Annotated in this window: 28 protein-coding genes; 11 read left to right on the top strand and 17 right to left on the bottom strand. The window is 61.0% G+C overall.

What is annotated here, in order from left to right; genetic code table 11:
- Window positions 1–317 precede the first annotated feature (317 nt).
- Window positions 318–860: a gamma carbonic anhydrase family protein gene (locus AB5Y67_RS20150; RefSeq protein ID WP_064340089.1), complete on the top strand. Its 543-nt coding sequence runs from the start codon at window positions 318–320 to the stop codon at window positions 858–860.
- 85 nt (window positions 861–945) lie between these two features.
- Here AB5Y67_RS20150 and polA read toward each other — a convergent pair whose 3' ends face one another.
- The gene (gene polA, locus AB5Y67_RS20145) at window positions 946–3,711 is read right to left on the bottom strand and encodes a DNA polymerase I (protein ID WP_199428534.1); all 2,766 of its coding nucleotides are present in this window, start codon (window positions 3,709–3,711) and stop codon (window positions 946–948) included.
- Window positions 3,712–4,111: 400 nt separating this feature from the next.
- On the opposite strand from polA, the gene elbB reads away from it, so the two are divergent.
- Window positions 4,112–4,762 carry an isoprenoid biosynthesis glyoxalase ElbB gene (gene elbB, locus AB5Y67_RS20140; protein ID WP_150390084.1) on the top strand — a complete coding sequence of 217 codons (651 nt, stop codon included), beginning with the start codon at window positions 4,112–4,114 and terminating at the stop codon, window positions 4,760–4,762.
- Between the two features lie 72 nt (window positions 4,763–4,834).
- On the opposite strand, the gene AB5Y67_RS20135 is transcribed toward elbB, so the two are convergent.
- The 4 genes from AB5Y67_RS20135 to AB5Y67_RS20120 all read right to left on the bottom strand — a co-directional run bounded on the left by AB5Y67_RS20135 (window position 4,835) and on the right by AB5Y67_RS20120 (window position 8,291).
- Window positions 4,835–5,044, bottom strand: coding sequence for a cell division protein ZapB (locus AB5Y67_RS20135; RefSeq protein WP_005339554.1), 210 nt, complete (start codon window positions 5,042–5,044; stop codon window positions 4,835–4,837).
- Between the two features lie 246 nt (window positions 5,045–5,290).
- Window positions 5,291–6,571, bottom strand: coding sequence for a hypothetical protein (locus AB5Y67_RS20130; protein ID WP_199428535.1), 1,281 nt, complete (start codon window positions 6,569–6,571; stop codon window positions 5,291–5,293).
- A gap of 20 nt (window positions 6,572–6,591) precedes the next feature.
- A complete protein-coding gene (gene cysE, locus AB5Y67_RS20125; protein WP_076495375.1) occupies window positions 6,592–7,371 on the bottom strand; it encodes a serine O-acetyltransferase in 780 nt (259 codons plus the stop codon).
- 8 nt (window positions 7,372–7,379) lie between these two features.
- Entirely contained in the window at window positions 7,380–8,291 is a 912-nt protein-coding gene (locus AB5Y67_RS20120; RefSeq protein WP_042081837.1) for a cation diffusion facilitator family transporter, read from the bottom strand.
- A gap of 85 nt (window positions 8,292–8,376) precedes the next feature.
- Between AB5Y67_RS20120 and AB5Y67_RS20115 the strand changes: the two genes are divergently transcribed.
- From AB5Y67_RS20115 to trmL, 3 genes are all read left to right on the top strand, one after another.
- Window positions 8,377–9,072, top strand: coding sequence for a response regulator (locus AB5Y67_RS20115; protein ID WP_005339549.1), 696 nt, complete (start codon window positions 8,377–8,379; stop codon window positions 9,070–9,072).
- The gene (locus AB5Y67_RS20110) at window positions 9,054–10,424 is read left to right on the top strand and encodes an ATP-binding protein (RefSeq protein WP_005356054.1); all 1,371 of its coding nucleotides are present in this window, start codon (window positions 9,054–9,056) and stop codon (window positions 10,422–10,424) included. The genes AB5Y67_RS20115 and AB5Y67_RS20110 overlap by 19 nt, the downstream gene beginning before the upstream one ends.
- A 74-nt stretch (window positions 10,425–10,498) precedes the next feature.
- Entirely contained in the window at window positions 10,499–10,963 is a 465-nt protein-coding gene (trmL, locus tag AB5Y67_RS20105) for a tRNA (uridine(34)/cytosine(34)/5-carboxymethylaminomethyluridine(34)-2'-O)-methyltransferase TrmL (RefSeq protein WP_005339545.1), read from the top strand.
- A 13-nt stretch (window positions 10,964–10,976) separates the two neighbouring features.
- Here trmL and dinF read toward each other — a convergent pair whose 3' ends face one another.
- The 4 genes from dinF to lexA form a co-directional block, all read right to left on the bottom strand.
- Entirely contained in the window at window positions 10,977–12,338 is a 1,362-nt protein-coding gene (dinF, locus tag AB5Y67_RS20100) for an MATE family efflux transporter DinF (RefSeq protein WP_199428536.1), read from the bottom strand.
- 2 nt (window positions 12,339–12,340) lie between these two features.
- Window positions 12,341–12,967, bottom strand: coding sequence for an SCO family protein (locus AB5Y67_RS20095; RefSeq protein WP_199428537.1), 627 nt, complete (start codon window positions 12,965–12,967; stop codon window positions 12,341–12,343).
- A gap of 209 nt (window positions 12,968–13,176) precedes the next feature.
- Window positions 13,177–13,392 carry a hypothetical protein gene (locus AB5Y67_RS20090; protein WP_231560888.1) on the bottom strand — a complete coding sequence of 72 codons (216 nt, stop codon included), beginning with the start codon at window positions 13,390–13,392 and terminating at the stop codon, window positions 13,177–13,179.
- A 484-nt stretch (window positions 13,393–13,876) separates the two neighbouring features.
- The gene (lexA, locus tag AB5Y67_RS20085; RefSeq protein WP_005339540.1) at window positions 13,877–14,500 is read right to left on the bottom strand and encodes a transcriptional repressor LexA; all 624 of its coding nucleotides are present in this window, start codon (window positions 14,498–14,500) and stop codon (window positions 13,877–13,879) included.
- 204 nt (window positions 14,501–14,704) lie between these two features.
- Between lexA and plsB the strand changes: the two genes are divergently transcribed.
- Window positions 14,705–17,128 carry a glycerol-3-phosphate 1-O-acyltransferase PlsB gene (plsB, locus tag AB5Y67_RS20080; RefSeq protein ID WP_106844582.1) on the top strand — a complete coding sequence of 808 codons (2,424 nt, stop codon included), beginning with the start codon at window positions 14,705–14,707 and terminating at the stop codon, window positions 17,126–17,128.
- A gap of 69 nt (window positions 17,129–17,197) precedes the next feature.
- On the opposite strand, the gene ubiA is transcribed toward plsB, so the two are convergent.
- Both ubiA and AB5Y67_RS20070 read right to left on the bottom strand, forming a co-directional pair.
- Complete coding sequence (ubiA, locus tag AB5Y67_RS20075; protein WP_005339536.1) at window positions 17,198–18,067, bottom strand: 4-hydroxybenzoate octaprenyltransferase; 870 nt, start codon at window positions 18,065–18,067, stop codon at window positions 17,198–17,200.
- Window positions 18,064–18,600: a chorismate lyase gene (locus AB5Y67_RS20070; RefSeq protein ID WP_005339534.1), complete on the bottom strand. Its 537-nt coding sequence runs from the start codon at window positions 18,598–18,600 to the stop codon at window positions 18,064–18,066. The genes ubiA and AB5Y67_RS20070 overlap by 4 nt, the downstream gene beginning before the upstream one ends.
- 145 nt (window positions 18,601–18,745) lie before the next feature.
- Here AB5Y67_RS20070 and AB5Y67_RS20065 point away from each other — a divergent pair, with 145 nt between their 5' ends.
- Together AB5Y67_RS20065 and AB5Y67_RS20060 are read left to right on the top strand one after the other, a co-directional pair.
- A complete protein-coding gene (locus tag AB5Y67_RS20065; RefSeq protein ID WP_005339527.1) occupies window positions 18,746–19,180 on the top strand; it encodes a flagellar basal body-associated protein FliL in 435 nt (144 codons plus the stop codon).
- 112 nt (window positions 19,181–19,292) lie between these two features.
- Window positions 19,293–19,457, top strand: coding sequence for a hypothetical protein (locus AB5Y67_RS20060; protein WP_005339525.1), 165 nt, complete (start codon window positions 19,293–19,295; stop codon window positions 19,455–19,457).
- Between the two features lie 20 nt (window positions 19,458–19,477).
- Here AB5Y67_RS20060 and AB5Y67_RS20055 read toward each other — a convergent pair whose 3' ends face one another.
- From AB5Y67_RS20055 to AB5Y67_RS20040, 4 genes are all read right to left on the bottom strand, one after another.
- The gene (locus AB5Y67_RS20055) at window positions 19,478–19,810 is read right to left on the bottom strand and encodes a DUF2799 domain-containing protein (protein WP_181363536.1); all 333 of its coding nucleotides are present in this window, start codon (window positions 19,808–19,810) and stop codon (window positions 19,478–19,480) included.
- A 136-nt stretch (window positions 19,811–19,946) separates the two neighbouring features.
- Window positions 19,947–20,072 carry a hypothetical protein gene (locus AB5Y67_RS20050; protein WP_005339521.1) on the bottom strand — a complete coding sequence of 42 codons (126 nt, stop codon included), beginning with the start codon at window positions 20,070–20,072 and terminating at the stop codon, window positions 19,947–19,949.
- Between the two features lie 74 nt (window positions 20,073–20,146).
- The gene (locus AB5Y67_RS20045) at window positions 20,147–21,127 is read right to left on the bottom strand and encodes an MDR family oxidoreductase (RefSeq protein ID WP_199428538.1); all 981 of its coding nucleotides are present in this window, start codon (window positions 21,125–21,127) and stop codon (window positions 20,147–20,149) included.
- Between the two features lie 32 nt (window positions 21,128–21,159).
- Window positions 21,160–22,182 carry a LacI family DNA-binding transcriptional regulator gene (locus AB5Y67_RS20040; RefSeq protein WP_199428539.1) on the bottom strand — a complete coding sequence of 341 codons (1,023 nt, stop codon included), beginning with the start codon at window positions 22,180–22,182 and terminating at the stop codon, window positions 21,160–21,162.
- Window positions 22,183–22,398: 216 nt separating this feature from the next.
- Here AB5Y67_RS20040 and AB5Y67_RS20035 point away from each other — a divergent pair, with 216 nt between their 5' ends.
- The 3 genes from AB5Y67_RS20035 to AB5Y67_RS20025 are packed head-to-tail and all read left to right on the top strand — an operon-like array spanning window position 22,399 to window position 24,476.
- Window positions 22,399–22,842: a PTS sugar transporter subunit IIA gene (locus AB5Y67_RS20035; protein ID WP_033136381.1), complete on the top strand. Its 444-nt coding sequence runs from the start codon at window positions 22,399–22,401 to the stop codon at window positions 22,840–22,842.
- A 35-nt stretch (window positions 22,843–22,877) separates the two neighbouring features.
- Complete coding sequence (locus AB5Y67_RS20030; protein ID WP_005356014.1) at window positions 22,878–23,165, top strand: PTS sugar transporter subunit IIB; 288 nt, start codon at window positions 22,878–22,880, stop codon at window positions 23,163–23,165.
- A gap of 51 nt (window positions 23,166–23,216) precedes the next feature.
- On the top strand, window positions 23,217–24,476 hold the full coding sequence (locus AB5Y67_RS20025) for a PTS ascorbate transporter subunit IIC (RefSeq protein ID WP_042030406.1): 1,260 nt from the start codon (window positions 23,217–23,219) through the stop codon (window positions 24,474–24,476).
- Window positions 24,477–24,554: 78 nt separating this feature from the next.
- On the opposite strand, the gene waaA is transcribed toward AB5Y67_RS20025, so the two are convergent.
- Both waaA and waaF read right to left on the bottom strand, forming a co-directional pair.
- The gene (gene waaA / locus AB5Y67_RS20020) at window positions 24,555–25,820 is read right to left on the bottom strand and encodes a lipid IV(A) 3-deoxy-D-manno-octulosonic acid transferase (RefSeq protein WP_199428540.1); all 1,266 of its coding nucleotides are present in this window, start codon (window positions 25,818–25,820) and stop codon (window positions 24,555–24,557) included.
- 1 nt (window position 25,821) lies between these two features.
- Window positions 25,822–26,856 (bottom strand): lipopolysaccharide heptosyltransferase II, encoded by a 1,035-nt coding sequence (gene waaF / locus AB5Y67_RS20015; protein WP_005339516.1) that lies wholly within the window; start codon window positions 26,854–26,856, stop codon window positions 25,822–25,824.
- Window positions 26,857–26,913: the final 57 nt, after the last annotated feature.

Here is a 26,913-nt window from a genome sequence, read left to right as displayed (position 1 = left end):
GCTTGATTCAAATTGTTAAAGAGCGACGCAACAGTGTGTTGCTGCGGGAGTGGAATTCTACTCAACCGCCTTCTCGAGTCAAGCCTTATTTTCAAAGGCTTTTCGAGGTTACCGACTTGGCTTTCTGCGTTGCCGCTTGCCCTGTCGATGGAGGCGCATTATAGGGAACAGATTCTTTCTGGCAACCCCTTATCTGCAATAAAATTGCAAAAAACAGCACTTTTTTAGTTATTCATATCCGACCACAGCTTTTATACAAACTTATCCACAGAAACAGCCTTCAGGTTGCTAGAATGGCCGAAAACAAGGAGGCCAAGATGGACTTGCGACTGAGACCCTATAAGGGAACACGCCCGCAACTGGGCAAACGGGTATATGTAGATCCCTGCGCGACACTGGTGGGCGATATCGAGCTGGCCGATGATGCCAGCATCTGGCCCATGGTGGCGGCACGGGGGGATGTGAACCATATCCACATCGGCGCCCGCAGCAATATTCAGGATGGCACTGTGCTGCACCTGACTCGCAAGAGCGCCAGCAATCCGACCGGCTATCCGCTGCTGATCGGTGAAGATGTCACTGTGGGTCACAAGGCGATGTTGCACGGCTGCACCATCGGCAACCGGGTGCTGGTCGGCATGGGTGCCATTCTGCTTGATGGCGTCGTGGTCGAAGATGATGTGATGATCGGAGCCGGCAGTCTGGTGCCGCCAGGCAAGCGACTCGAGTCAGGCTTTCTATATATAGGTAATCCCGTCAAACAGGCTCGCCCGCTCAAGCCGGCCGAGGTCGCCTTCCTCAAGACCTCGGCCGACAACTATGTGCTGCTCAAGGATGAGTATCTGCAAGAGACCTCATAGGGCAGGCAGAAACAGGAAGCCCGGCATAATGCCGGGCTTCGCTTCTTATATAGCTATATAACCGTGCAAAACGGCTGACCGGAAATCAGTGAGCCTGATCCCAGTTGTCGCCGGTGCCCGCCTCCACCACCAGCGGCACATCCAGTTCGGCAGCGGCCGACATCTTCTCCTTGATGATGGCGGTGTACTCCTCCAGCTTCTCTTCGCGGATCTCGAACACCAGTTCATCGTGTACCTGCATCAGCATGCGGATCGACTCATCCTCGATACCGCGGATCCAGCTGTCCACGTTGATCATGGCGCGCTTGATGATATCGGCGGCCGTGCCCTGCATCGGGGCGTTGATGGCGGCCCGTTCGGCAGCCTTGCGCAGACCGGCGTTGCGGGACTTGATATCCGGCAGATAGAGGCGACGGCCAAACAGGGTCTCGACATAACCCTGAGCTTCCGCCTGCAGGCGGGTGCGCTCCATATACTCCAGCACGCCCGGGTAGCGTTCGAAGTAGAGATCCATGTACTTCTGCGCTTCGGCACGACCGATCCCCAACTGCTTGGCCAGACCGAAGGCACTCATGCCATAGATGAGGCCGAAGTTGATCGCCTTGGCACTGCGGCGCATATCGGTGGTGACCGCATCGAGCGCCACGCCGAACACCTCGGCGGCAGTCGCCTTGTGGATGTCCTTGCCCTCGGCAAAGGCGGTCAGCAGCCCCTTGTCACCGGAGAGGTGCGCCATAATGCGCAGCTCGATCTGGGAGTAGTCCGCCGCCACCAGCTTGTAACCGGCGCTCGGGATGAAGGCCTGACGGATCCGGCGCCCCTGCTCGTTGCGCACCGGGATGTTCTGCAGGTTGGGATCAGATGATGACAAACGGCCCGTAGCCGCTACCGCCTGATGATAGGAGGTGTGTACCCGCCCGGTCCGGGGCTTGATCATCAGCGGCAACTTGTCGGTGTAGGTGGACTTGAGCTTGGCCAGACCGCGATGCTCCATCAGCAGTTGCGGCAGCTCATAGGTCTCCGCCAGCTCGGCCAGCACCTCTTCCGCAGTGGACGGTGCCCCCTTCGGAGTCTTTTTGATGATCGGCAGGCCAAGCTTGGTGAAGAGGATCTCCCCCAGCTGCTTGGGCGAGGAGAGGTTGAACTCCTGCCCGGCCAGCTCATGGGCCTGCTTCTCCAGCTCCGCCAACCGCAGCTCGATCTCCTGGCTCTGCTGGTGCAGCAGCTTGGGATCGATGGTGGTGCCGAGCAACTCCATCCGCGCTAGTACCGGTAACAGCGGCAGCTCGATCTCGCTGAATACCTTGGCGAGACCCGGCACAGCCTCCAGCTGACCCCACAGCGCCTGATGAAGACGCAGGGTGATATCGGCATCTTCCGCCGCATATGGGGCGGCCTGCTCCAGCTCGATCTGGTTGAAGGTGAGCTGTTTCACCCCTTTGCCTGCGATATCTTCAAACGAGATGGTCTCGACTCCGAGATAACGCTTGGCCAACGAATCCATGTCGTGGCGGCTGGCGGTGGAGTTGAGCACGTAGGACTCGAGCATGGTGTCGTAGGCGATGCCCTGTAGGTCGATGTCATGGTTGAGCAGCACGTTGCGATCGTACTTGAGATTCTGCCCCACCTTGAGACGGGTCGGATCTTCCAGCAGCGGCTTGAGCTTGCCCAACACCACGGCTTCGCTCAACTGTGCCGGTGCCCCGAGATAGTCGTGGCCAAACGGCACATAAGCAGCCTTGCCCGGCTCAACCGCGAAGGAGACGCCGACGATCCGCGCCTCCATGTAATCGAGACTGGTGGTTTCGGTATCGAAGGCAAACAGCGGTGCCGCTTTCAGCTGTTCCAGCCAGCCGTCAAACTCGGCTTCGTCCAGAATGCAGCGGTAGTCGGTTTCGATGGCGGCAACCGGAGTGGTGTTGTCATCGCCAGCGTCGCCCTGTCCGGCGCTCTCGCTGCCCTCTTCACCACCCGATTCCAGCTCCTTGATCAGGTTGCGCAGCTCATATTCGCGATAGACCGCCAGCAGGGACTCCTTGTCGACCGGCTTGAGCAACAGCTCTTCCAGACTCTGTTCCAGCTCGACATCAGTCTTGATGGTCGCCAGTCGATAGGAGAGACGAACCTGCTCCTCCTGCTCGCGGAACTTGTCGGCGAACGCCTTGGAGCCACGGAAGCCGAGCGCGGCTACCTTGTCGAGGTTGGCGGCAATCTCGTCGATGCTGCCAATCCCCTGTAGCAGGGCCAGTGCGGTCTTCTCGCCGACACCGGTCATGCCGGGAATGTTGTCGACCTTGTCCCCCATCAGGGCCAGATAGTCGATGATGAGCTCGGGCGGTACGCCAAACTTCTCGATCACCCCTTCCCGATCGGTCTTCACATCTTTCATGGTGTCGATCAGGGTGACATGGTCGGAGACCAGCTGTGCCATGTCCTTGTCACCGGTACTGATCAACACCGGCAGCTGCTTCTCGGTCGCCTGGCGGGCCAGGGTGCCGATCACGTCATCGGCCTCGACCCCTTCCACCATCAGGAAGGGGAAGCCCATCGCCTTGATCATCTGATGGATCGGGGCGACCTGGCTGCGCAGATCGTCCGGCATGCTGGCACGGGTCGCCTTGTACTCGGGATAGATGTCGTCGCGGAAGGTCTTGCCCTTGGCATCAAACACCACGGCCACATGACAGTCAGGATATTGCTTGCGCAGGCTGCGCATCATGTTGGCCATGACACGGACGGCGCCGCTCGGCAAACCGGTCGATGTGCGCAGATCGGCCTGCTGGGAGGCGAAAAAGGCGCGGTAAAGATAAGAGGAGCCGTCGACCAGAATAAGGGGGTTGCTAGGGGCCATGAAATCGTCCTGCCAGAGATAAACAGCCGCTAGGATGCCACAGGCCCCCCCTCACACCAAGGGGCGCAGCAACAGCACACAGCGCCTGATAAAGGGACTCAATCTGTGGATAACTCTGTGTTCAAAAATGGGGCGCATCAGGGTGCACAGTGATAAAACTGTGCATAAAAATATAAAAACTCATTAAAAACAATGAGCTGAGATCGTAAAAACCGATCGCAAGACAGTTAGAATGATCTCGATCAATGTGGAAAAAGATTTAAGGGAGTAGGTACGGCAGGATCCAAAACGAAACAATCCTAGCACAGCAAGATGACTTGACCAGCGGAGGGCGAGCGATAACCATACAAAAGTACAACAATCCATCCTGGCTCACATTTTCAACAACGAGGAGTTTGCCATGAAAAAAGTGGCCGTGATTTTGAGTGGCTGCGGTGTCTTTGACGGGGCCGAAATCCACGAGGCCGTCATCAGCCTGCTGGCGTTGGCCCGTCAGGGAGCCGCCGTCCAGTGCTTCGCCCCGAACGTGGCGCAGCTCCATGTCATCAACCACCTGACTGGTGAAGTGAGCGAGGGAGAGAGCCGCAATGTACTGGTCGAAGCGGCCCGCATCTGCCGTGGCCAGATAAAGGATGTGGCCGAGCTGGATGCGGCCGATTACGACGCGCTGCTGGTGCCCGGCGGCTTTGGCGCGGCCAAAAACCTGTGTGACTTTGCTATCAAAGGAGCCGAGTGCCAGATCCAGCCCGATGTGCTGAAAGCGTGCCAGAGCTTTACCAAAGCCAACAAACCAGCCGCCTATATCTGCATCGCGCCCGCCATGATCCCACTGATCTATGGTGCCGGGACGCTGGCGACCATCGGCCATGACGAGGGTACCGCCAACGCCATCGAGGCGATGGGTGGCAGCCATCTCAACTGCCCGGTCAACGAATTCGTGGTGGATAAGGAGCGCAAGGTGATCTCCACCCCCGCCTACATGCTGGCCAACAACATAGTCGAAGCGGCAGACGGCATCGAGAAGACAGTCAAGCAACTGCTGGCGCTGTAATCCCCGCCCTGCCAAAAACAGACGGGCCGCTCATGGAGCGGCCCGTTTTCAATTCTGCCTGAAGGCGATGAATTAGATGGTTTCGCCCATCTGATCCATCTTGCCCAGCAGGGCACGCAGACGCTCCTGCCATGCAGTGTGCTCGTTGCGCAGCTGATGGTTCTCGTCTTGCAGCTTGCTGTTCTGCTCTTTCAGCTCGTCCAGCTCCATCTTCAGCAGGGAGATGTTGTCGACGGCGGATTGTACTTTGGATTCGAGTTGCTCAAGGACTTCTAGTGACATATGCATACCTGTTTGTTCAATTGCGATGCCCCACAGAGGGCGATTCAAGCGCGTGAAGCCAGCATACCCCGAGCGCATCGGCACAAACAAGCCAGTGCGCTGTAAAATGCGCCTTCCATAGATGTATTGTCTAAATATGCGTCTATTTTTCTCGCATCCTGCGCCCGAGCCGCGACAACACACTGAACCGTGCGTAAAAGACCCCGCCGCCCGCGCATCATTTGCACCCTCTCGACGGAATCGCCGTTATCCATGCAAGGCGATATAAGCCCCCAGCAACAGACAGGCGACCACATACATCAGCAGGCCGTAGAGCAGGTTCCAGCGCAGGATCAGCCCGGCACTGAGGTTGTAACGGGAGGCCAGCGCCAGATTGGATCCGGAGAGCGGACTGGTGCCGGTGGCAAGCCCCCATCCCAGCAGGAAACACATGCCGAGCAGGCTGGGATCCGGCGCCAGCGGCCAGAGTAGCGGCGCCAGCCCGGAGATACTGATAAGCGGATGCACCCCGACGATGGCCACCAGCAAAATCAATAGCAGAGTGAGGGATGCCTCAAGCCAGCCAAAGTGATTGAACAGCGGCAAGCCGTGACCGGCACCGAGATCGATGACCGACAACGCACTGTTGATGCCTGCCGCCAGCAAACCGGCCCCCAGAAACAGCACCAGCTGACCGCCGATGGCGGGGAAGCGCTCCACCACCTGCCGCTTGAGGGCCGCCTTGCGCCCAACCCTCGGCATAAAGAGCAGCGCCAGCAGCGGGGCCACCAGCGCGATCACCGCCAGAATGCCGAGCTGGGGCCAGATCTGCTTGATGAGCAGTACCAGCAACGCCAGCGTGACCGGCAACCCCAGAGTCTGCAACCGCAGCGGATAACCGGCAAAGTCGGCCACTCCGATCCGCTCCACCTGCCAGGCGGTCAGCCCCATCGCCAGCAAGGCGGCGAGGATCCCGAACGGCAGAATATGGGAGAGCTGCAAACCCGGCGCATAGGTGAGCGCCACCGCCATGGCGACAAAGAAGGGTGACCAGAAGGCGGCGGCACAGAAGATCCGGCTCAGTACCATCACCTGACGCCGTTCCAGGGTGCCATTGCGCTCCAGCCGATCGCCGATGATAAAGAGCACCGAGAGGTTGATGACCGCCCCAAGCAGATTGAGGCTGGCCATGGTGCTCCACAGACCTTTACGCCCAGTCCAGGAGGTGGTGCCGGTCAAGAGACCCGAGGTGGCGAGGTTGAGGGTGCTCACCGCGGCAAACATGGTGAGCATATTGATGTTGGGCAGCAGCCAGTCACCGGCGCTGAGGGTCGCGCCCTGCCACCAGGAGAAGATCAACAGCAGCAGGGCGGCACCATACAAGGCCAGCGCCTGCCGTTTGGCGGCACCCACCAACCAGGGCCAGGTGAGCAGTGACGCCCCCCAGGCCGCCATGGCCGCAGGCCAGGGGGAGAGTCCCAGATAGAGATGCAGCAGGTTGAGCAGCCACATCCCCAAAATCAGATAACCCGACCAACGTTTGGCCATCGACTACTCCGGCCGGGAGATCAGAGACACTGATCCATATCCAGTGAAGGCTTGTCGCACTCCGGACGGCCGACGATCTTGGCGGGTACGCCAGCGACCGTGGTATGCGGCGGCACCGGGTTGATCACCACGCTGCCTGCGCCGATTTTGGCGCCCATGCCCACTTCGATATTGCCGAGCACCTTGGCGCCCGCCCCTATCATCACCCCTTCGCGGATCTTGGGATGGCGATCGCCGCTCTCCTTGCCGGTACCGCCGAGGGTCACGCTCTGCAGGATGGAGACATCATCTTCAATCACCGCCGTCTCGCCCACCACGATGCCGGTGGCGTGGTCAAACATGATCCCCTTGCCGATGCGGGCGGCCGGGTGCACATCCACCCCGAACACCACCGAGATCTGGTTTTGCAGATAGAGCGCCAGCGAGCGGCGCCCCTGACGCCACAGCCAGTTGGCAACCCGATAACCCTGCAGGGCATGGAACCCCTTGAGGTAGAGCAGCGGGGTGGAGAAGAGATCGACCGCAGGATCGCGCTCCTGCACGGCGCAGATGTCGGCCGCCACTACCGTCAGCAGCTCGGGCTCGCTGCGCAGGGCCAGCTCGATCACCTCGCGCAGGGCGATGGCGGGCATGGTGGCGCTGTCGAGTTTGTTGGCCAGCTGGAAGCTGAGGGCCGAACGAAGATTCTTGTGATTGAGAATGGTGGAGTGGAAGAAGCTGGCCAGCATCGGCTCCTGGGCCGCCATGCACTCCGCTTCTTGCTGAATTTTGTGCCAGGTTTTGGCAACCAGTTCATCCATGTTGCAGCCTACTGTTGTTCTGGGTGAGGGCTCTGTTGTTCTTTTGTCAGCACCGAGATGGGGTCCATGTGGATGATGACATCCATCCGCTCGAATGCCTGGCGTACCGCCAGCTCGGCTTCATCGGCGATCTGATGGGCCTTGACCAGGGGGATCTGATCATCCAGTTCAAGATGCAACTGTACGAATCGGGTCGGCCCGGATTGACGGGTGCGCAGGTCATGTACGCCGTGTACACCTTCTACGGCACAGCAGAGCGCCATTATTCTCGCTTGTTCTTCCGCTGGCAACTGACGATCGAGCAGGGCCTGCACCGACTCGTAGCCGATGTGTCCCGCCCCCCACAACAGGAACAGCCCGATCAGGATGGCAAACAGGCCGTCGGCCCAGTACCACCCCTGCCCCGCCAGCACCAGCGCCAGCAAGACACCGGCATTGAGCAGCAGATCGGAACGGTAGTGCAGCATATCGGCCTTGATGGCCACGCTGTTGGTCTTGCGAATGACAACGCTCTGGAAGCTGACCAGCAGCAGGGTCAGCACGATGGAGCCACCGCTGACCCAGAGACCCGCCTCCAGCCGCAGGATAGGCGCCTGATTGAGCAGGGATGAAATTCCGTGCATCACCAGCAGCAGGGCGGAGCCGGAGATAAAGGCCGACTGGATGAGGCCCGCCAGCGACTCCGCCTTGCCGTGGCCGAAACGGTGTTCGTCATCGGCGGGGGCAAGCGCATAGCGAATGGCCAGCAGGTTGATGATGGAGGCACTCACATCCATGAAGGAGTCGGTGAGCGACGCCAGCAGGGTCGATGAGTCGGTCATCAGCCAGGCGATCAGTTTGCCGATGATCAGCAAGGTAGCGGTGGTGACCGCCGCTATGCTGGCAAAGGTCACCCAACGAGAATATTGTTGATGGCTCAAAACCGGCTTTCCTCTGGCGATGAAAAACTTATTATACCCTGACCCCGGCGTCAGTTTGGCGCGAAAATCTGCGGAATAACACCAGATGAACAGAATACTCCTGGTCGACGACGATCTTGAATTGACCCAACTGCTCACCGAAATTCTGACCCTGGAGGGATTTCAGGTCACGGTCGCCGAGGATGGTGAAGAGGGGCTGCAACGGCTGGCGGAGCAGAGCTTCGATCTGGTGCTGCTGGACGTGATGATGCCCAAGCTCAACGGCTTTGCCATGCTGACCAAGCTGCGCAAGACCCACGATACCCCGGTGCTGATGCTGACCGCCCGCGGTGACAGCCAGGACCGGGTTAACGGTCTGGAAGCGGGTGCCGACGACTATCTGGCCAAGCCATTCGATGACAGGGAGCTGCTGGCCCGGGTACGTGCCATCCTGCGCCGTACCCAGAGCGCCCCGCCCCAGCGCGGCAACTCCTCCGACGAAGTGCACTTCATGGATATCGTGCTGCAACCCGGCCTGCAGCAGGCCCGCTGCGGCGAACAGCTGCTGGAGCTGACCGCCACCGAATTCGGGCTGCTGGAGTGCCTGCTGCGCAATCCCGGCCAGATCGTCAGCAAGAGCCACCTCTCCGAGCAGGTGCTGGGCAAGAAGCTGGAACCCTTCGATCGGGCCATCGACATGCACCTGAGCAACCTGCGCAAGAAGCTGCCGGACCGCACCGATGGCCAGCCCCGCTTCAAAACCGTACGGGGGCGCGGTTACCTGTGGCTAGAGCAAGAATAGAGCGTATCAACTCCCTCAACGGGATCTCGACCCACATCTTCCTCTGGTTCTGGTTCATGCTGCTGGTGATGCTGGCCGCCGTGATCAGCCTGCCGACCCTGGATCCCCGCAACCAGATCCCGCTGCCGACCCACGAAGTGGCGCGGATGCAGAACAACGTGCAGGCCCTGCTCAACGCCGCCGAGCCGGATCAGGATTTCGATCTGGCCAAGGCGATGGACAAGATCGCCATGCTGCCGGTGGACAACGTCTACCTGCGCGACGAGAAGGGGCAGATCCAGTCCACCACCCATCCGCGCAAGTTCGTGGTGCGCTTTATGGTGGATGCCGATGACCCGGCCAATCCCATGCTGGGCAACGAGGATCGCAAGGCGATCGCCGGCCCCTTCCTGATGGAGCACCACGGCCATCGCTATCACGTCTATTTCGGCCTCAATGCCGAGAACCCCTACCTGTTCCTGTTTATTCAGGTGCTGGATCACCCGATCCGCATTCTGGGCATCTCGATGCTGGTCAGCACCCCGCTCTGTCTGCTGCTCGCCTGGCGGCTGACCCGCCCCATCCTGCAGTTGCAGAAATCGGTCTCCCAACTGGCGGCTGGCAATCTGGAGGTACAGATCCCCAACCTGGGACGGGGTGACGAGATCGGCCAGCTGGCGGACAACGTCAGCCGCATGGTAGAGACGCTCAAGAGCATGATCCAGAAGCAGAAACAGCTGCTCTCCGATATCTCCCACGAGCTGCGCAGCCCCCTCACCCGGATGCAACTGGCGCAGGCGCTGATCCGCCGCAAGCAGGGTGACAGCGCCGAGCTGGCGCGGATCGAATCGGAGATTGGGCGGCTGGACAAGCTGATCGGCGATCTGCTGGATCTGTCGCGGGTACAGCAGCATGTAGAGGCGCCGGTGGTACATCCGCTGGCCGACCTGCTGGAACCCATCCTCGAAGATGCCATGTTCGAGGCGAATCAGAGCGGCAAACAACTCAGACTGCCGCCGCTACCCGCAGAGTCGATCCAGATGTGGCCCGAGCTGCTGGCCCGGGCGGTGGAGAACCCCCTGCGCAACGCCCTCAAATATGCCCGCGAGTTCATCAAGGTGGACTGGTATCGAGAGGGACTGGAGTGGGTGATGACCATTCGGGATGACGGCCCCGGGGTGCCTGACGAGCAGCAGGCGCTGCTGTTCCAGCCCTTCTTCCGGGTCGATGATGCCCGCAACGCCAAGACTGGCGGCACCGGGCTGGGGCTGGCCATCGCCTCGGAGGCAATACAGCGCCACGGCGGTACCATTGCGGCCAGCAACAATCACCCGACCGGGCTGACCATCACCATCCGCTTGCCCATCGCCTGATCCTTTTCATCCGGACGGGCGCTGGGTATGCTGGCGCCCCTTCTTGGCTTTACATCTCTTTGCAGGAGCTCGTCATGCTCGACATCGTCCTCTACCAGCCGGAAATTCCGCCCAACACCGGCAATATCATCCGGCTTTGCGCCAATACCGGTTACCGGCTCCATCTGATCGAGCCGCTGGGATTTGAGTGGGATGACAAGCGGGTAAAACGGGCGGGACTCGACTATCACGAGTTTGCCGAGGTGAAGCGCTGGCCGAGCTATGAGGCCTTTCTGGCCGCCGTGGCGCCCAAGCGGGTGTTTGCCTGCACCACCAAGGGGCGCACCGCGCACTCGGCAGCACAATATGCCCTTGGCGACGCCCTGCTGTTTGGCCCGGAGAGTCGCGGCCTGCCCATCGAGATAATCGAGAGTCTGCCATTCGAGCAGCGGCTGCGCATCCCTATGGTGCCCCAGAGCCGCAGCATGAACCTCTCCAACGCGGTGTCTGTCTTTGTCTACGAGAGCTGGCGCCAGCTCGGCTACGACGGTGCCATGTAAGCGCCACCGATGATCAGTGGCGGGCGTCGAGCAGATGCCCGCTGCGCTCCAGCCGCCAGCAAGTGACCCCCAGCGACAGACCGCGCCCCACCATCAGCGCCGCCATCGCAGCCCATAACGCGGCCACGCCCCACGACTGACAGAGCCACCAGATCGGGAAGAAGCCGCCAAACGCGGCCAGCAACATGCTGTTGCGCATCTCCCGCGCCCGGGTCGCCCCGATAAATACGCCATCCAGCAGGAAACACCAGACCGCCAGCAAGGGCATGGCGATCAGCCAGGGAAGCTGACGATGTGCCTCCGCCACCACGGCCGGAATGTCGGTGATATAGCCGATAAGGTGGGCACCAAAGAGGGCAAACACCAGGGTAAAACCACTGGCAATGAGGGCGGCCCAGCCCAGATTGAGCACGATGGCCTCCCGCAGTTTCTGCCGATCCCGCTGACCGATGGCTCGTCCTACCATGGCCTCCACCGCATAGGCAAAACCATCGAGTCCGTAGGAGATAAGCATCAGGAAGTTGAGCAGCACCGCATTGGCGGCCACCGCTACATCCCCCAGCCGCGCCCCTTGCAGAGTCATGAAGGCGAAGCAGAGCTGCAAACAGAGGGAGCGCAGGAAGATATCGCGGTTGAGGCCGAGCAGTCGCACCATGGGCGCGAGCTGTCGCCAGCGCTGCCAGCCATCCTGCCACACCGTCGGTGCCAGTTGCCGCAGTTGACGGCGTACCAGCCAGATACCGACTGCCAGCGCGCAGTAGTCCGCCATGACCGAGGCCGCCGCCACACCCCGCACCTGCCAGCCGAGCCCCAGCACAAACAGGGCGTCGAGCGCCATGTTGACCAGATTGGTGAGGATCAGCATCACCATGGGGCTGCGGGCATCCTGCATCCCCAGCAGCCAGCCCATGATCACCAGATTGCAGAGCGCCGCCGGGGCGCTCCAGATCCGCACCGCCACGTATTGGCCCGCATAGAGCTGCACCTCGGGCGAACCGCCACTCAGGGCGATCAGCCGTGGCAACAGGGGGAAGAGCAACAGAAGCAGCATCAACCCCAAGGCGATAGCCAGCCCCAGTGCCCGCAGCAGGGTATCAAGCTGGGCACGACCGTCGGCGGCGCCGTGCGCCTGCGCCGTCAGCCCGGTGGTCGACATCCGCAAAAAGCCGAGCAGCCAGAAGATGAGGTTGATCAGGGTCGCGCCGACCGAAACGCCCCCCAGAAACCAGGCCTGACCGAGATGACCGATCACCCAGGTGTCCACCAGCCCCAGCAAGGGGGTGGTGATATTGGAGAAAACCATGGGCAGGGCGAGCGCAAAGACGGCGCGGTGGCGAGAGGGGTCTCGCCACCAGGGGGCAACAGCTGGGGTCACGCTCAGTGGCCTGTCAGCTTCAGGATGCGGGCGAAATCAGAGAGCATGGTGGCCATCTGCACCCGTGGCACCTGACCCGGCGCCACTTGCGGACGGAATACCGCCTGCAGCTTGCCATTGGGATTGATGAGCACGATTGAGGCGGAGTGATCGATCAGGTAATCCTTCTCCCCCTGATTGGCGATGGAGTAGATGAGCCCCAGATTGCGCACGAACGGGAACAGCTTGTCGTGGGGGGCAGTGGCCGCCTTGAACTCGGGATTGAAGAAGGCGGTATAGGTCTTGAGGCGTGGAATATCGTCACGCTGGGGATCCGCCGAGATAAACACCACCTGACTGTCGGGCGCCATCTTCTTCAGCTGGTCATAGACGGAGCGCATATCTGCCAGGGTGGTGGGGCAGATATCGGGGCAGAAGGTGTAGCCGACAAACAGGAAGGTCCAGTGCCCCTTCAGGTTGGCAGGGGTGAACGGCTGGTTGTCCGCATCGGTAAAGGCAAAATCGTTGATGTCCCGCCCCGCCGGATAGTAGTCGGCCTGTTCCGGCTGCTCTGGCTGCGTGGCGTAGAACACCAGGATCAGGCAGGCTGTCAGCAGCAGAAAGAGCAAGGGATAGCGGAGCTTCATCATAACAAGAGACCCTTTCAGTTCGAGGCAGATGGCCAGCAGTGACCGGACAAGAGGGGGCATTGTACCCCAGCGAGCCGCCAAGGTGGTTCAACCTTGTGCAACACCCTGTCAGGAGTCGACCATTTGGCATAATTAATCGCCAGTTGCGGCCATAAAAAAACCGGCCCCCTTGGGTGCCGGTTATGGATGGATTTGTTTGTCTCTTCTGCTCAGGGGCGAGCGTTACGCCCCTGCTGCAACATCTTGCCGATGGCCCGCACGCCGATGGGAATCACGGGGGCCAGCCAGCCCTCTTCCCCCCGGCGATCGCCATGACCACGTTTGAACAGCAGCACCAGACGCACCACCTTCTCTTTCGGACATCCCAGCCAGAGCGTCCAGTGCGAACCACGATGGTGCAGCCAGAGACCGTAAAACCAGGTCATCCGGCTACCTTTGACAAAACGGGTGATTGACGATTCCGCTGGCGCAGCCCCAGCCTCTGAATCCCATGGCGATCTTGATGCCATACCAGTCCTCCTTGACCGACAGGTCATGTTGCTTCGTCGGCCTGAACTGGGAACAGGCCCGTCACGACTATCTGCAACCATTACGAGTGGTCCCCTTTGCCTGACAAGGCTCGGGATCTCCCCACTCCCCCTTCATATCCCGTGAAGGTGTACTGCCCGATTCTCGTTGTTACCGGCCCTCCCGTACCGACGCATTGTGATGGTCAGAGGGAGGTGCCAAGCCCTGTCTCGGCGACAGGGCACTGATCTGAGCATATATCTGAAATGGATGATTGGTAGCCGGTCGCGCAGGACAAAAATGCCGCCGCCGATGATCTGTTTGATATGACAGGGAAAGTGTGCCAGAAACAGCACGGCCTCCCGAAGGAGGCCGTGTGGCAAACGCAGTTGGCGGAGATGATTACATCCAGTCGGCGTTGCGGATCACCCCGACAGCCAGTCCTTCGATGGTGAGCTGCTGGCAGGAGAGATCCACCTCGATGGGGGAGAGCTCTTCATTTTCCGGCAGTAGCCATACCTGACTGCCCTTGCGCTGGAAGCGCTTGACGGTGACATCCTCATCGAGACGGGCGACCACTACCTGACCGTTGCGCACCTCCTGGGTCTTGTGCACCGCCAGCAGATCGCCATCCAGAATGCCGATGTTCTTCATGCTCATCCCCTGTACCCGCAGCAGAAAATCTGCGCGCGGATGGAACAGGGCGGGATCAACCTGATAGTGGCTCTCGATATGCTCCTGAGCCAGAATGGGTTCACCGGCGGCAACCTTGCCGATGAGCGGCAGGCCGCTCTCTTCAAGCACCTCTTCCTCTTCGAGCAACAGGCGAATGCCGCGGGACGTGCCCGGCATGATCTCGATGACCCCTTTTTTGGCCAGGGCCTTCAGATGTTCTTCGGCCGCATTGGCCGACTTGAAACCAAGCTTCTGGGCGATCTCGGCACGAGTCGGCGGCATACCGGTCTCGCTCATGTTCACCTTGATCAGCTCCAGCACTTCGGCCTGGCGGGGGGTAAGGGGTTTCATAGAATTGGCACCTGTCTTTTTATACAGCACACTGGCAGTATATACAGTGCAGTGGCCAAGGCAAGGCGCAGCTGACATTTGTCGCGACCAACCCCTCATTTACTGCTGTTTTGATCCTGCGCAGCCGACTCATCGTACCTCTCGGCGACAAGGGGCTGTCGATTTGCTATGCTCACGCCGCATTTTTTTGGAGAGCAGACGCACATGTCCCTAGGACAGAAGATTTCCAGAGCCATCTTGCAATGGCCGGTCAGCGGCTTGGTCAATCACAAGAGCCTGCCGGAAAATCCCATCACAGAACTCAATCTGGATCCGGCCAGACCCATCGTCTATGCCCTGAAAACCAGTTCGATCACCGACCTGATGACCCTGCAGCAGTGCTGCGAGGATCTCGGTCTGCCCGGTCCCTTCACGCCGCTGGAACTGAACGGCCAGCTGCTGCCGCGCTATGTCTGTCTAGATCGTCCGCCTCCCCTGTTTGGCAAACGCAGCAAACCGCTCCCCTTCCTGCAGGAGTTCCACCAGCTGCTGGATCTGCACAAGCAGGATCCCGAGCTGGATATCCAGGTAGTGCCCGTCACCCTGTTCTGGGGCCGCGCTCCGGGTCGGGAAGGGGAAGAAGCCTCCGGCCTCAACATCATCAGCAGCCTGGCGCCGAACCGGCTGAAGAAGGCACTTATCGTGATCCTCAAGGGTCGCGAGAATCTGGTGCGCTTCTCGCCGCCCCTCTCCCTACGCTATATGGCGGACAAGCACGGCACCGACGAGGCCATCGCCCACAAGCTGGCGCGAGTGGCCCGTACCCACTTCAGCCGTCAGCAGCTGGCTGCCACCGGCCCGAAACTGCCGAACCGCAACCTGCTGTTCAAGCAGCTGCTCGACTCCGCGGTGATCCAGCAGGCGATTGAAGAGGAGGCCCAGCGCGAGGGGATCAGCCTCGAGAAGGCGCAAAAGCGTGCCCATGGCTACATGGACGAGATCGCCTCCAACTTCTCCTACCGGCTGATCCGCCTGGGCGAGAGCTTCCTCGGCTGGCTGTGGAACAAGCTCTACCGCGGTTTGTCGGTCAATGGCGCCGAGAAGGTACGCCAGTTGGCGCAGGAAGGGCACGAGATCGTCTACGTTCCCTGCCACCGCAGCCACATGGACTACCTGCTGCTCTCCTACGTCATCTACCACCAGGGGATGGTGCCGCCCCATATCGCGGCAGGCATCAACCTCAATTTCTGGCCGGCGGGCCCCATCTTCCGCCACGGCGGCGCCTTCTTCATTCGCCGCACCTTCAAGGGCAACCCGCTCTACAGCACGGTATTCCGGGAATACCTCAACCTGCTGTTTGCCAAGGGTTACTCGGTAGAGTTCTTCACCGAAGGCGGTCGCTCCCGTACCGGCCGTCTGCTACCGCCCAAGACCGGCATGCTGGCGATGACCCTGCAGGCAATGATGCGCGGGCTGGACAGGCCGGTCACTCTGGTGCCGGTCTATCTGGGTTACGAGCACGTGATGGAGGTGAACACCTACCACAACGAGCTCAAGGGGAGTCGCAAGGAGAAAGAGAGCTTCCTGCAGGTGCTCGGCATCCTGCGCAAGCTGCGCAACTACGGCCGTGGTTTCGTCAACTTCGGCGAGCCGCTGACCCTCAACAGCTACCTGAGCGAACATATTCCCGACTGGAAAAAGCACATCGGGGAAGAGGAGCGTCCGGAGTGGATGGCGGGCACTGTCAACAATCTGGCCGAACTGCTGATGACCCGCATCAACGGCGCTGCCGCGGTCAACGGCCTGACCCTGAGCGCACTGGCGCTGCTGGCCGCCGAGCGCCACGCCCTGACCCGCGACGAATTGCAGGCCCAGCTCAACACCTATCTGGATCTGCTCAAGGCGGTGCCCTACAGCCCGCAGAGCACCATTCCTGATGAGGATGCCAAGACCCTGCTGGATCAGGCGATGGAGCTCAACAAGTTCGAGGTGAGCGAGGACAAACTGGGGCAGATCATCAGTCTCGACCGCTATCAGGCGATCCTGCTGACCTACTACCGCAACAACATCCTCCACCTGTTTGCCATGCCCTCTCTGGTGGCGGCACTAATCGAACGCTGCGAGGGGATCTCCCGCAGCGAGATCATGGCTCGTTGCATCGACATCTATCCGCTGCTCAAGACCGAGCTGTTCCTGCGTTATGAAGAGGATGAGCTACCGGCGCTGGTTGACAGCCTGCTCGACACGCTGCAGACCCAGCAACTGATCGAGACCCGCGATGACGGCTACTGGGTCAATCCGGCCAACCAGATGCGCCTGCTGCTGCTGGCTGAGAGCATTCAGGAGACCCTGCAACGCTACGCCATCGTGCTTACCCGGGTGCTGGCACAGCCTCATATCGAGGCGGAGCAGCTGGAGGCGGACGGCCTGATGATGGCAGAGCGCCTCGGCACCCTGCACGGCATCAACGCCCCCGAGTTCTTCGACCAGAAGCTGTTCAGCACCCTGATCCACACGCTGCGCAAAGAGGGTTACCTCTCTCCCGAGTGCAAGCCGGATCTCGGCCGCTTCCAGGCGCTGGCCGACAACATAGTGCCGCTGCTGAGCAACAAGATCCGCCGCACCATTCAGGCAGGCAATCAGCTCTGACCTGCAACGCAAACAAAGAAGGCCGCATGATGCGGCCTTCTTTTTTATCGGAGTCTGCGCGGGAACATGTCACGCCAGCAGGTAATCGAGCACCAGACCGGCAAACACCAGCGCCCCCACATAGTTGTTGTTGAGAAACGCCTGGAAGCAGGCTTCCCGCTGCCGCTCACGAATAAGCCGCTGCTGATAGACAAACAGCACCGCCGCCCCCAGCAATCCCCAGTAATACCAGCCCCCCAGCGTCATCAGCTGCCCGACCGCCAGCAACAGCAGCAGTGTCGAGAGTTGCAGTGCGCCGATGATCCGCTTGTCGTAACGGCCAAACAGGATGGCGCTGGATTTGAGGCCGATCTTGAGGTCGTCATCCCGATCCACCATGGCGTACTGGGTGTCGTAAGCCACGGTCCAGAGCAGGTTGGCGAAGAAGAGCAGCCAGGCCACCAGCGGCAGGGCATCCGCCTGCGCCGCATAGGCCATCGGGATCGACCAGGAGAAGGCCATCCCGAGCACCAGCTGAGGGTTCGAGATAAAGCGCTTCATGAAGGGGTAACTCACCGCCAGCAGCAGGGCGACAAACGACAGGCCGATGGTGAGCGGATTCATGGTCAGCACCAGACCAAACGAAATGAGCGCCAGCACGAAGAAGAGCGCCAGCACCTCCCACGGCTTGACTCTGCCCGTGGGCAAGGGGCGACCAGCGGTGCGTTTGACATGACCGTCGAAGTTGCGATCCGCATAGTCGTTGATCACGCACCCTGCCGAGCGCATCAGAAAGACGCCGACCACAAACACGGTCAGCACCCAGAGATTGGGCAGGCCACCAGCGGCCAGCCAGAGCGCCCACAGGGTTGGCCACAGCAGCAGCAGAGTGCCTATGGGTTTGTCGACGCGGGCCAACTGCATATAGGCAAGTCCCCGCTCCTTGGTTAACAGATTCACTCCAGCTCCTTGTCACAGACGAGAGAGGGCAGAAACAGCTCGTGCACCAGCAGTGGCCACTGCCCCAGAAACAGACGGGAACGACGCCCCCAGACAGTGGCGGCCGGGCAACGGGGATTGGCGGCAATATCGAAACGGGCCAGTTGCAGATGATCGCGGCGGGCAGGCTCATGGCCAAATACCCGCTCACCCAGCGGCTGCTCGCCAAGCTCGGCAATGCCGCTCCCTTGCAGCGCGTCATCGGCAAACAGGGTCCAGCCCAGCACGGCGGGCCCACGATCCCCGTGCAGGATCACCTCGCGGCAGGTACCGGCCGGCGAGGCCGAATCCACCAGCCACTGCTCATCGGCAGTAAGGGCGACCGGGTGATTGCCCAGCCACTCCACCGAAAAGTGGCGATTGTGCTGACGCAGACGCCGGGTCATGGAGCCGGGCTCCAGCAGCCAAGGGCGCAAGCTGGCGGGCAATTCGCAACATTCGGGGGCCAGCCACCCGCTTAACGGCGTGAGGGGAACAGTCAACTCGGACTTCACAGCTTCACCATCCAGAGATTTCCGTGTTCAGGTTAAAATCCGGTTTATTATCCGTAAATCAATAGCGAAATGTAAGAACATCCGTGCTTGACGGCCCCGATGGCAACATCAAAAATGGGTTATCTCTTGCTGATGAGCCATCTATATGAAGATCTTCAAAATTCTGCTGGTGTTGTTACTGAGCTGTGGCGCCCTGCAGCAGCAAGCTCTTGCTGAAGATGAGCCGCCCGCCGAGGGCGCAGAGGGGGCTGCCAAGCCTGGTTTCTCCTACCACGCGCTCGATCCCGACATCATCACCAACTACCTGAGTGATAGCAAAACCCTCGGTTATATCCGGGTCACGGTAGAGCTGATGGCGGAAAACGAGGCCGATCTCAAGCTGCTGGAGCAGCATGACCCGCTGATCCGCGATGCCATCATCCGCCTGATTGGCAGCAAAAATGCCGATCAAGTGAAGTCCCTGACCAACCGAGAAGAGCTGCGCAAGGAGTGCGAGACAACCGTCAACGAACTGCTGGTGAAAGAGACCGGCAAGAAAGCGGTGCGCGAGCTTATCTTCACCAAGTTCCTCTACCAGTAATCCCTCCCGAAACAATCGCTTATTGGCATATCGGCCAATAAGCGAGCTTTGCCGGTTTATTCGAAATGAAAATCGATTACAATACGACCGTCAAGTCGTAGAGGTAGTCGTTATGGGCAGCAAAACCCTGTGTGAATGGCGCCGTCACGAGATCCCCACCGATCTCAAGGCGTTGCGCAAGATAGTCCGCAAACCCAAGTTTGTCTGCAGCAAGTGTGCCCGCAGTGCCAATGACAAGGGTTACCTCTGCCAGCCGCTGCGTTTGAAAGAGGAGTAACGCCCCTCCCTGTCAGGGCGTTATTGATCGGTCCACCCCTGACGCCCCTGTTCGAACAATCTGCGTGCCTGGATATCATTCGGGCAAACGCCGCGATACTCCTCGCCGGAACGGCCAGCCAGATAGAGGTGCTCGGGGCGGCAATACCATGCCAATCCCTTCTGATGTCCCTGCTTCCACAGTTCGGCATCCACCTTCTTGCCACACTGGCCCTGATGGAACTCGATCCGCTCGGTGGTGAAGCCCAGCTTGCCATCCGCCTCCCCAACCTCACTCCATACCTTCTCGCAGGGATCATCGTTGGAGACACAGCCACCCAGCAGGGCAGCCAACAATATGATGGTGAGTCGCATAGTCATCCTTGAGCGTCATTTGGGCAGTTCATTCTACCCAGCAGCCCGCCCCTGACCAAGGACGAACGCTCAGCCATGTGAGCGCGCAAAAAAATCAGGCGGGCCCAAAGCCCGCCTGTTCGTTCAATGCCGTGGTTCACTGGTCATCGAAAGTGTCATCATCTTGCCAGCTTTCATCTTCCCACTGATCCAGCTCTTCTTCCCAAGAATCCGGCTCCCAGTCATCATCAGAGGAGTCGTAATCCGGCTTGTGTCCACCCATCTTCACTCTCCTTGGATAGTTCACCCGCACTCCAATTTTATCCGGAATTGTCGGGCTCGCCAGTCAGAGAGAGTTCAAAGTTTGACCAGAGTCCGACCGGCGATCTGGCCTTGCGTAATGGCCTCGGCGGCCTCCACTACCTGCTCCAGCCCAATCTCGGTAACCGCCTGTTCAAAGAAGCTGGCGGGCAGATCCCGCGCCAGTCGCTGCCACGCCAGTTGACGACGTTCAAACGGGCACATCACCGAATCGACCCCCTGCAACCGCACGTTGCGCAGGATGAAGGGCATCACACTGGTCGGCAGATCAAAGCCGCCCGCCAACCCGCAGGCCGCCACAGCGCCGCCATAGTTCATCTGAGCCAACAGTTTGGCCAGCACCTGACTGCCGACGGTATCGATGGCAGCGGCCCACAGCTGCTTCTCCAGCGGTTTGGCAGGCACCAGCAGCTCGCTGCGCGGCACGATGCGGCTGGCACCCAACGCAGTGAGCATGGAGCCCTGCTCTTCGGGACGACCGGTCAGCGCCGCCACCTGATAGCCAAGGGCCGCCAGCAGGGCGACTGAGGTGGCCCCCACACCGCCTGCCGCGCCGGTGACCAGCACCTCGCCACTTGCGGGAGTAATACCCGCCTCTTCCAGTGCCAGCACGCAGAGCATGGCGGTGAGACCGGCGGTACCGATGCACATGGCCTGCCGTTCATCCAGCCCGGCGGGCAACGGCACCAGCCAGTCCCCTTTGACCCGCGCCTGTTCGGCCATGCCGCCCCAGTGGCCTTCACCCACGCCCCAACCGGTCAGCACCACCTTGTCGCCGGTCTGATAGCGGCTGTCGGCAGATTCGAGCACGGTACCGGCGAAGTCGATACCGGGCACCAGCGGCCACTGGCGCACTATCTTGCCCTTGCCGGTGATGGCCAGCCCGTCCTTGTAGTTGATGGAGCTGTAAGCGACCGCCACCCGCACCTCACCTTCCGGCAACTGGCTCTCGGCCAGCCGGGTCAGAGTCGGAACAGTCTTGCCGTCTTGGTTTTCCAGTAACAGAGCCTTGAACATGGTTGCCTCTTTGATGACGTGTGAAACGGGGATCAGCTGCTTTGACGCTTTTGCAGTTGAAAATCTAGAGCCAGAGCAGTGCCCATCACGGGCTCCCCGGCCAGTTGGCGCAGGATCAGCTCGGCAGCCTCCTGCCCCATTTTGCGATAGGGGATCCTGACCGAAGTAAGGGTCGGATAACAGGCGCGCGCCACATCCAGATCGTCAAATCCGGCGATGGCGAGTTTGCCCGGCACATTCAAATGGCGACGCTGGCACTCGAACAGTACCCCGGCCGCCAGTTCGTCGTTAACGCAGATCAGCGCGTCCAGCTCGGGCCAGCGCAGCAGAAATTCACCCAGCATGGTGGCGCCGGTGCTGAAGCTGGGCCGCTCCGAGGTGTTGATAATGGCATCGGGGGAGAGGTAGTTGTCGAGCAGCGCCTTCTGCCAGCCCTGCATCCGCTGTTGCAGCATCCACTGCTCCTGACGGGCACAGAGAAAACCGATATTGCGGTAGCCCCGCTCGATAAGGTGGTGGGTGAGCTGATAACCGGCATCGAAGTTGGAGACTCCCACATTCATGTCGATGGGGCTGCGGGCCATAGCACCCACTTCCACCACCGGCAGGCGGGAGGCTTTCAGGCGAGTACAGATCGTCTCGCCGGGATCGCCACCAAACAGCACAACCGCCGCCGGATTGTGCTGCAAAAAGCTGGTCAGCAGGCTCTCTTCCTGCTGTTTCAGATGCTGGGCATCCCCCAGCATGATCTGGTAACCCTCCTCGAGCAGGGTCTGTTGCAGGCCCGCGATCATCTCGCCACAGCCAGCTTCCGCCAGACTCGGGACGATCACTACGATAGTCTGGGAAGTCGCAGAGGCCAGCGCCCCGGCGGCCCGATTGGGGATATAGCCGAGCTCTTCCACCGCAGCTTCGATGCGCTCGCGCATCCTGTCGGAGACCATCTCCGGCGTGCGCAGGGCACGGGAAACCGTCATGGCCCCCACACCGGCCAGCTGGGCCACATCGTTGAGGGTCACCCGACCCGTGCTACGGCGCTTCTTTGCTTCTGACATCCATCCCATCCTCGACTTGCGGCTGCTCACTTTAAGGCAAAAGAGCACCACTGACCATTTGCTCAGGGCCGATTCTACCCTCTTTCCCGGATCACGGGGGCAAGATGACTCCCGTTAATGGGTGAAGTGATAGCGCTAACTTTCGCGATCACCCTCACAGTTTCACCACCGCAAGATCGATAGATTGGCGCCATCTTAACTAGCCGGATCACCACCATGCTGACTCAACTGCTGACCGAGGATGTCATCCGCATCGAACCCGCCGCCCGCGACTGGCGTCACGCCATCGAGCTGGCCACGGCGCCCTTGCTGGCCAATGGCACCATCGAACCCTCCTACGTGGCGGCGCTGTTTCGCTCTCATGAAGAGCTCGGCCCCTACTACGTGCTGGGCCCCGGTCTGGCGATGCCCCATGCCCGCCCCGAAGACGGCGTCAACCGGCTGGGTCTGGGGCTGACCGTCATCAAGCAGGGGGTCAACTTCGACTCCGAGGGCAACGACCCGATCCAGCTGCTGATCACCCTGGCCGCCAGCGACAGCAACTCCCACGTGGAGACCATCGCCCAGCTGGCCGAGCTGTTTATGAATGAAGAGGACGTGGCGGCCATTATCGCGGCCGACACCAAAGACGACATCCTGCGCATTCTGGCGCGCTACTGATCTGCGCCACGGCGCACCTGACAGAGGAAGAGACAATGAAAATTCTGGTTGTATGCGGTCACGGTCTGGGCACCAGCCTGATGATGGAGATGAGCATCAAGAGCATCCTGAAAGAACTGGCAGTCACCGCCGAGGTGGATCACCGCGATCTAGCCTCGGCCGGCAGCGAAACCGCCGAGATCTTTGTCGCCACCCGCGACATCGCCGAGCAGTTACAGAGCATGGGCGTCAACGGCCGTCTGGTGGCCCTCGACAACATGGTCGACAAGGCCGCGATGAAAGAGAAGCTCGCCACCGCACTGCGCGAACTGGGCGCCCTCTAAGGATCCTCCATGCGGCCTGCGGGCCGCATCTTCCATTGCCAGGAGCTGACCATGGAATTTTTCAACTTTCTGATGTTTGACGTGCTGTCCGAGCCCGCCGTACTGGTCGGCCTGATCGCGCTTATCGGCCTGATTGCCCAGAAGAAACCGGTGACCGAGTGCATCAAGGGCACGGTCAAGACCATCATGGGTTTCGTCATTCTGGGAGCCGGTGCCACCCTGGTGATCAACTCGCTGGGTGACTTTGCCGTCATCTTCCAGCACGCCTTCGGCATCAAGGGGGTCGTCCCCAACAACGAAGCCATCGTCTCCATCGCCCAGACCTCGTTTGGCAAGGAGATGGCGATGATCATGTTCTTCGCCATGCTGGTGAATATCCTGATCGCCCGTCTGACCCCGTGGAAATTTATCTTCCTGACCGGTCACCACACCCTGTTCATGTCGATGATGGTGGCGGTGATCCTCTCTGCCGGCGGCATGAGCGGTGTGCCGCTGATCGCGGTGGGCAGTCTGGTGGTCGGTGTCGCCATGGTCTTCTTCCCGGCCATCGCCCACCCCTTCATGAAGCAGATCACCGGCTCCGACGACGTAGCGCTGGGCCACTTCTCCACCTGTTCCTACGTGCTCTCCGCCCTGATCGGCGCCAAGTTCGGCAACAAGGCCCACAGCTGCGAAGATGTGCAGGTACCCAAGAGCCTGCTGTTCCTGCGCGATACTCCGGTGGCCATCTCCTTCACCATGGGCATCATCTTCCTGGTGACCTCCGCCTTCGCCGGCCCCGAGTTTGTCTCCAGTGTCGCCAAGGGCAAGCACTGGTTCATGTTCTCCCTGATGCAGTCCATCACCTTCGCCGCCGGTGTCTACGTCATCCTGCAGGGTGTGCGGATGGTCATCGCCGAGATCGTACCGGCCTTCAAGGGGATCTCCGACAAGCTGGTACCGAACGCCAAGCCGGCACTCGACTGCCCCATCGTCTTCCCCTATGCCCCCAACGCCGTGCTGATCGGCTTCCTGTCGAGCTTTGCCGCCGGTCTGGTGGGGATGGCGCTGCTCTACGCCATGGGCCTGACCGTCATCATCCCGGGCGTGGTACCGCACTTCTTCGTCGGCGCCGCTGCCGGGGTCTTCGGCAACGCCACCGGTGGTCGTCGTGGCGCCATTCTGGGTGCCTTCGCCAACGGCCTGCTGCTGCTCACCATTCTGCCGGTGTTCCTGCTGCCGGTGCTGGGCGACCTCGGCTTCGCCAACACCACCTTCAGCGACTCCGACTTCGGTGTGGTCGGCATCCTGCTGGGGCTGATCGTTCGCTAATCCCAGCCACCGCCAAAAACAAAACGGAGCGCATCGCGCTCCGTTTTTTTATGGCCGGGCTGTATGAAAGGCTGATACTCAGTCGTTCTCCAGCACAGTGAGGCAGTGCGAGAGAGTACGCGCCAGCGCTCCCTGATTGCGCAGCACCACGGCGCGGGCCTGCTCGCCCATCTCGCGGCGGGTGCTCTCGTCGGCAAACAGCTGGCTCACCTGCTCGCCCAGCTCGGCGGCATCGGCCACGATGGCGGCGCCCCCCTGAGCCACCAGCTGGCGAGTGATATCGCTGAAGTTGAAGTAAGCGGGACCCGTCAGGCAGGGCTTGCCGAGGGCTGCCGGCTCCAGCAGGTTGTGACCGCCGATCTTCACCAGACTACCGCCAACAAAGGCCACATCGGCCGCCGCCAGCATCAGCGGCAGCTCGCCCATGGTATCGCCGAGATAGATCTTATCCTCCGCACGCACCACAGTACCATCAGTGCGCCGCACACAGCCGTAAGGGGCACACAGCTCGGCCACCCGGTCGAACCGCTCGGGGTGGCGCGGTACCAGAATGAGCAGCGCGTCGGGATGGCGTTTGAGCAGCAGATCGAAGGCGGCCAGCACTTGCTCATCCTCACCCAGATGGGTGCTGGCGGCGATCCAGACCGGCCGATCCGCCCCCAGTTGCTGGCGCAGGGCACGCCCTTTTGCCTGCACCTCGTCACCAAACTGGATATCGAACTTGATGGAGCCGGTCACCGCCAGCCGCGAACGATCGATGCCGAGGTGGGCGAAGCGGTCGGCGTCATCCTGATGCTGACAGAGCAGATGGGTCAGCGGCCGGCTCAGGGCGTCGAAGGCGCCGTGGAAGCGGGCATAACGCTGGCAGGATCGCTCGGAGAGGCGGGCGTTGATGATGGTCACCGGCAGGTGGCGCGCCTCGCAGGCGGCCAGCCAGTTCGGCCACAGCTCGGTCTCCATCACCCAGAGCGCGCGCGGCTTGAAGGTGTCGAGAAAGGCGGCAATGGCCCAGGGGTAGTCGAGCGGCGCGTAGCGATGGATCACCAGATCCCCCAGCTTGGCAGCCTGATCGGCGCCGGTGCGGGTGGTGGTAGTGAGCAGGATCGGCAGATCGGGCCGCTCCGCCTTGAGGGCGCGAATAAGCGGCGTGATGGCCAGCGTCTCCCCCACGCTCACCGCATGGATCCAGAGCGGCGCATCCTGTCCGGTGGCGGGCAACCGCCCGAGATGCTCGGCCCAGCGCTCGCCAAAACCGGGCTTGCCTTTCTTCGGCTTGTAGAGGGCCAGCAGCGCCAGCGGCAATCCCAGGTGGATCAGCAGGTTGTAGAGCAGACGGTAGGGCATCTTACTGACTCTGCTCCAGCTTCTTGCAGGCATCGACCACCTGCTCCGGCGCCAGGTCGATCAGGCACTTGAGATGGCCGAACTTGCAGGTGCGCTTGAAGCAGGGGCGGCACTCGATGTCGGTGTGGACGATCTCGACCCGATCCGCCAGCGGCGGGGTGTAGAGCGGCGAAGTGGAGCCATAGACACCCACCAGCGGCCGGTTGAGGGCGGCGGCGATGTGCATCAGGCCGGAGTCGTTGGAGATGACCCGGCTGGCCAGCGCCATCAGATCGATCGCCTCGTGCAGGCTGGTCTTGCCCGCCAGCACGTGGCAGTTGGGGCGAGTCAGCAGATTGACCCGATCCCGGATGGTGTTGGCTACCGGTACATCCTTGTTGGAGCCGAAGATCCACACCTGCCACCCCTCGTCCAGATGCTGCTGGGCCACCACGGCGTAGTGCCCCTCCGGCCAGCGCTTGGCCGGGCCAAACTCGGCACCGGGGCAGAGCACCAGCACCGGGCGGGCGCGATCCAGCCCCAGCCGCTCCAGCGCCTTGCTCTGGTTGATCAGATCGACGTGGAGCGCCGGATGCGGAATGGTCGGAATATCGGCCCGGCTCTTCATCTGCGCTTTGGGATAGGCGAGCGCCAGATAGCCCTCCACCATCAGCGGGAAGGCGGACTTGTTGCTGCGCAGGTCGTTGAGCAGGCCGTAGCGGCTCTCGCCCTTCCAGCCGGTACGGACCGGAATGCGGGCAAACCAGGGGATCAGCGCCGACTTCATGGAGTTGGGCTGGACGATGGCCTGATCGTACTTCTCGGCTGCCAGCTGCTTGCCGAGGCGGCGGCGCGCCACCAGCTTGAAGTCACCGTGGCCAAGGGGCATGGTGATCGCCTTGTCCACCTCCGGCATCCGCTCCAGCAGGGCGCAGCACCAGGCGGGGGCCATCACGTGCAGCTCGCACTCGGGATGGTTGGCCTTGATCGCCTTGTAGAGACTCTGGGACATCACCATGTCGCCGACCCAGGAGGGGCCGATCACCAATATTTTCATTACGCGTCTTCTCTCGGGTCTGGCCCGGCGGTTAATCATCACTGGGCGAGATTATGC

Source organism: Aeromonas sp. s12, assembly GCF_040907925.1.
GTDB classification, from domain to species: domain Bacteria; phylum Pseudomonadota; class Gammaproteobacteria; order Enterobacterales; family Aeromonadaceae; genus Aeromonas; species Aeromonas veronii.
The sequence above is the reverse complement of the archived record's forward strand: the minus strand, read 5'-3'. Positions and strand labels throughout refer to the sequence as shown.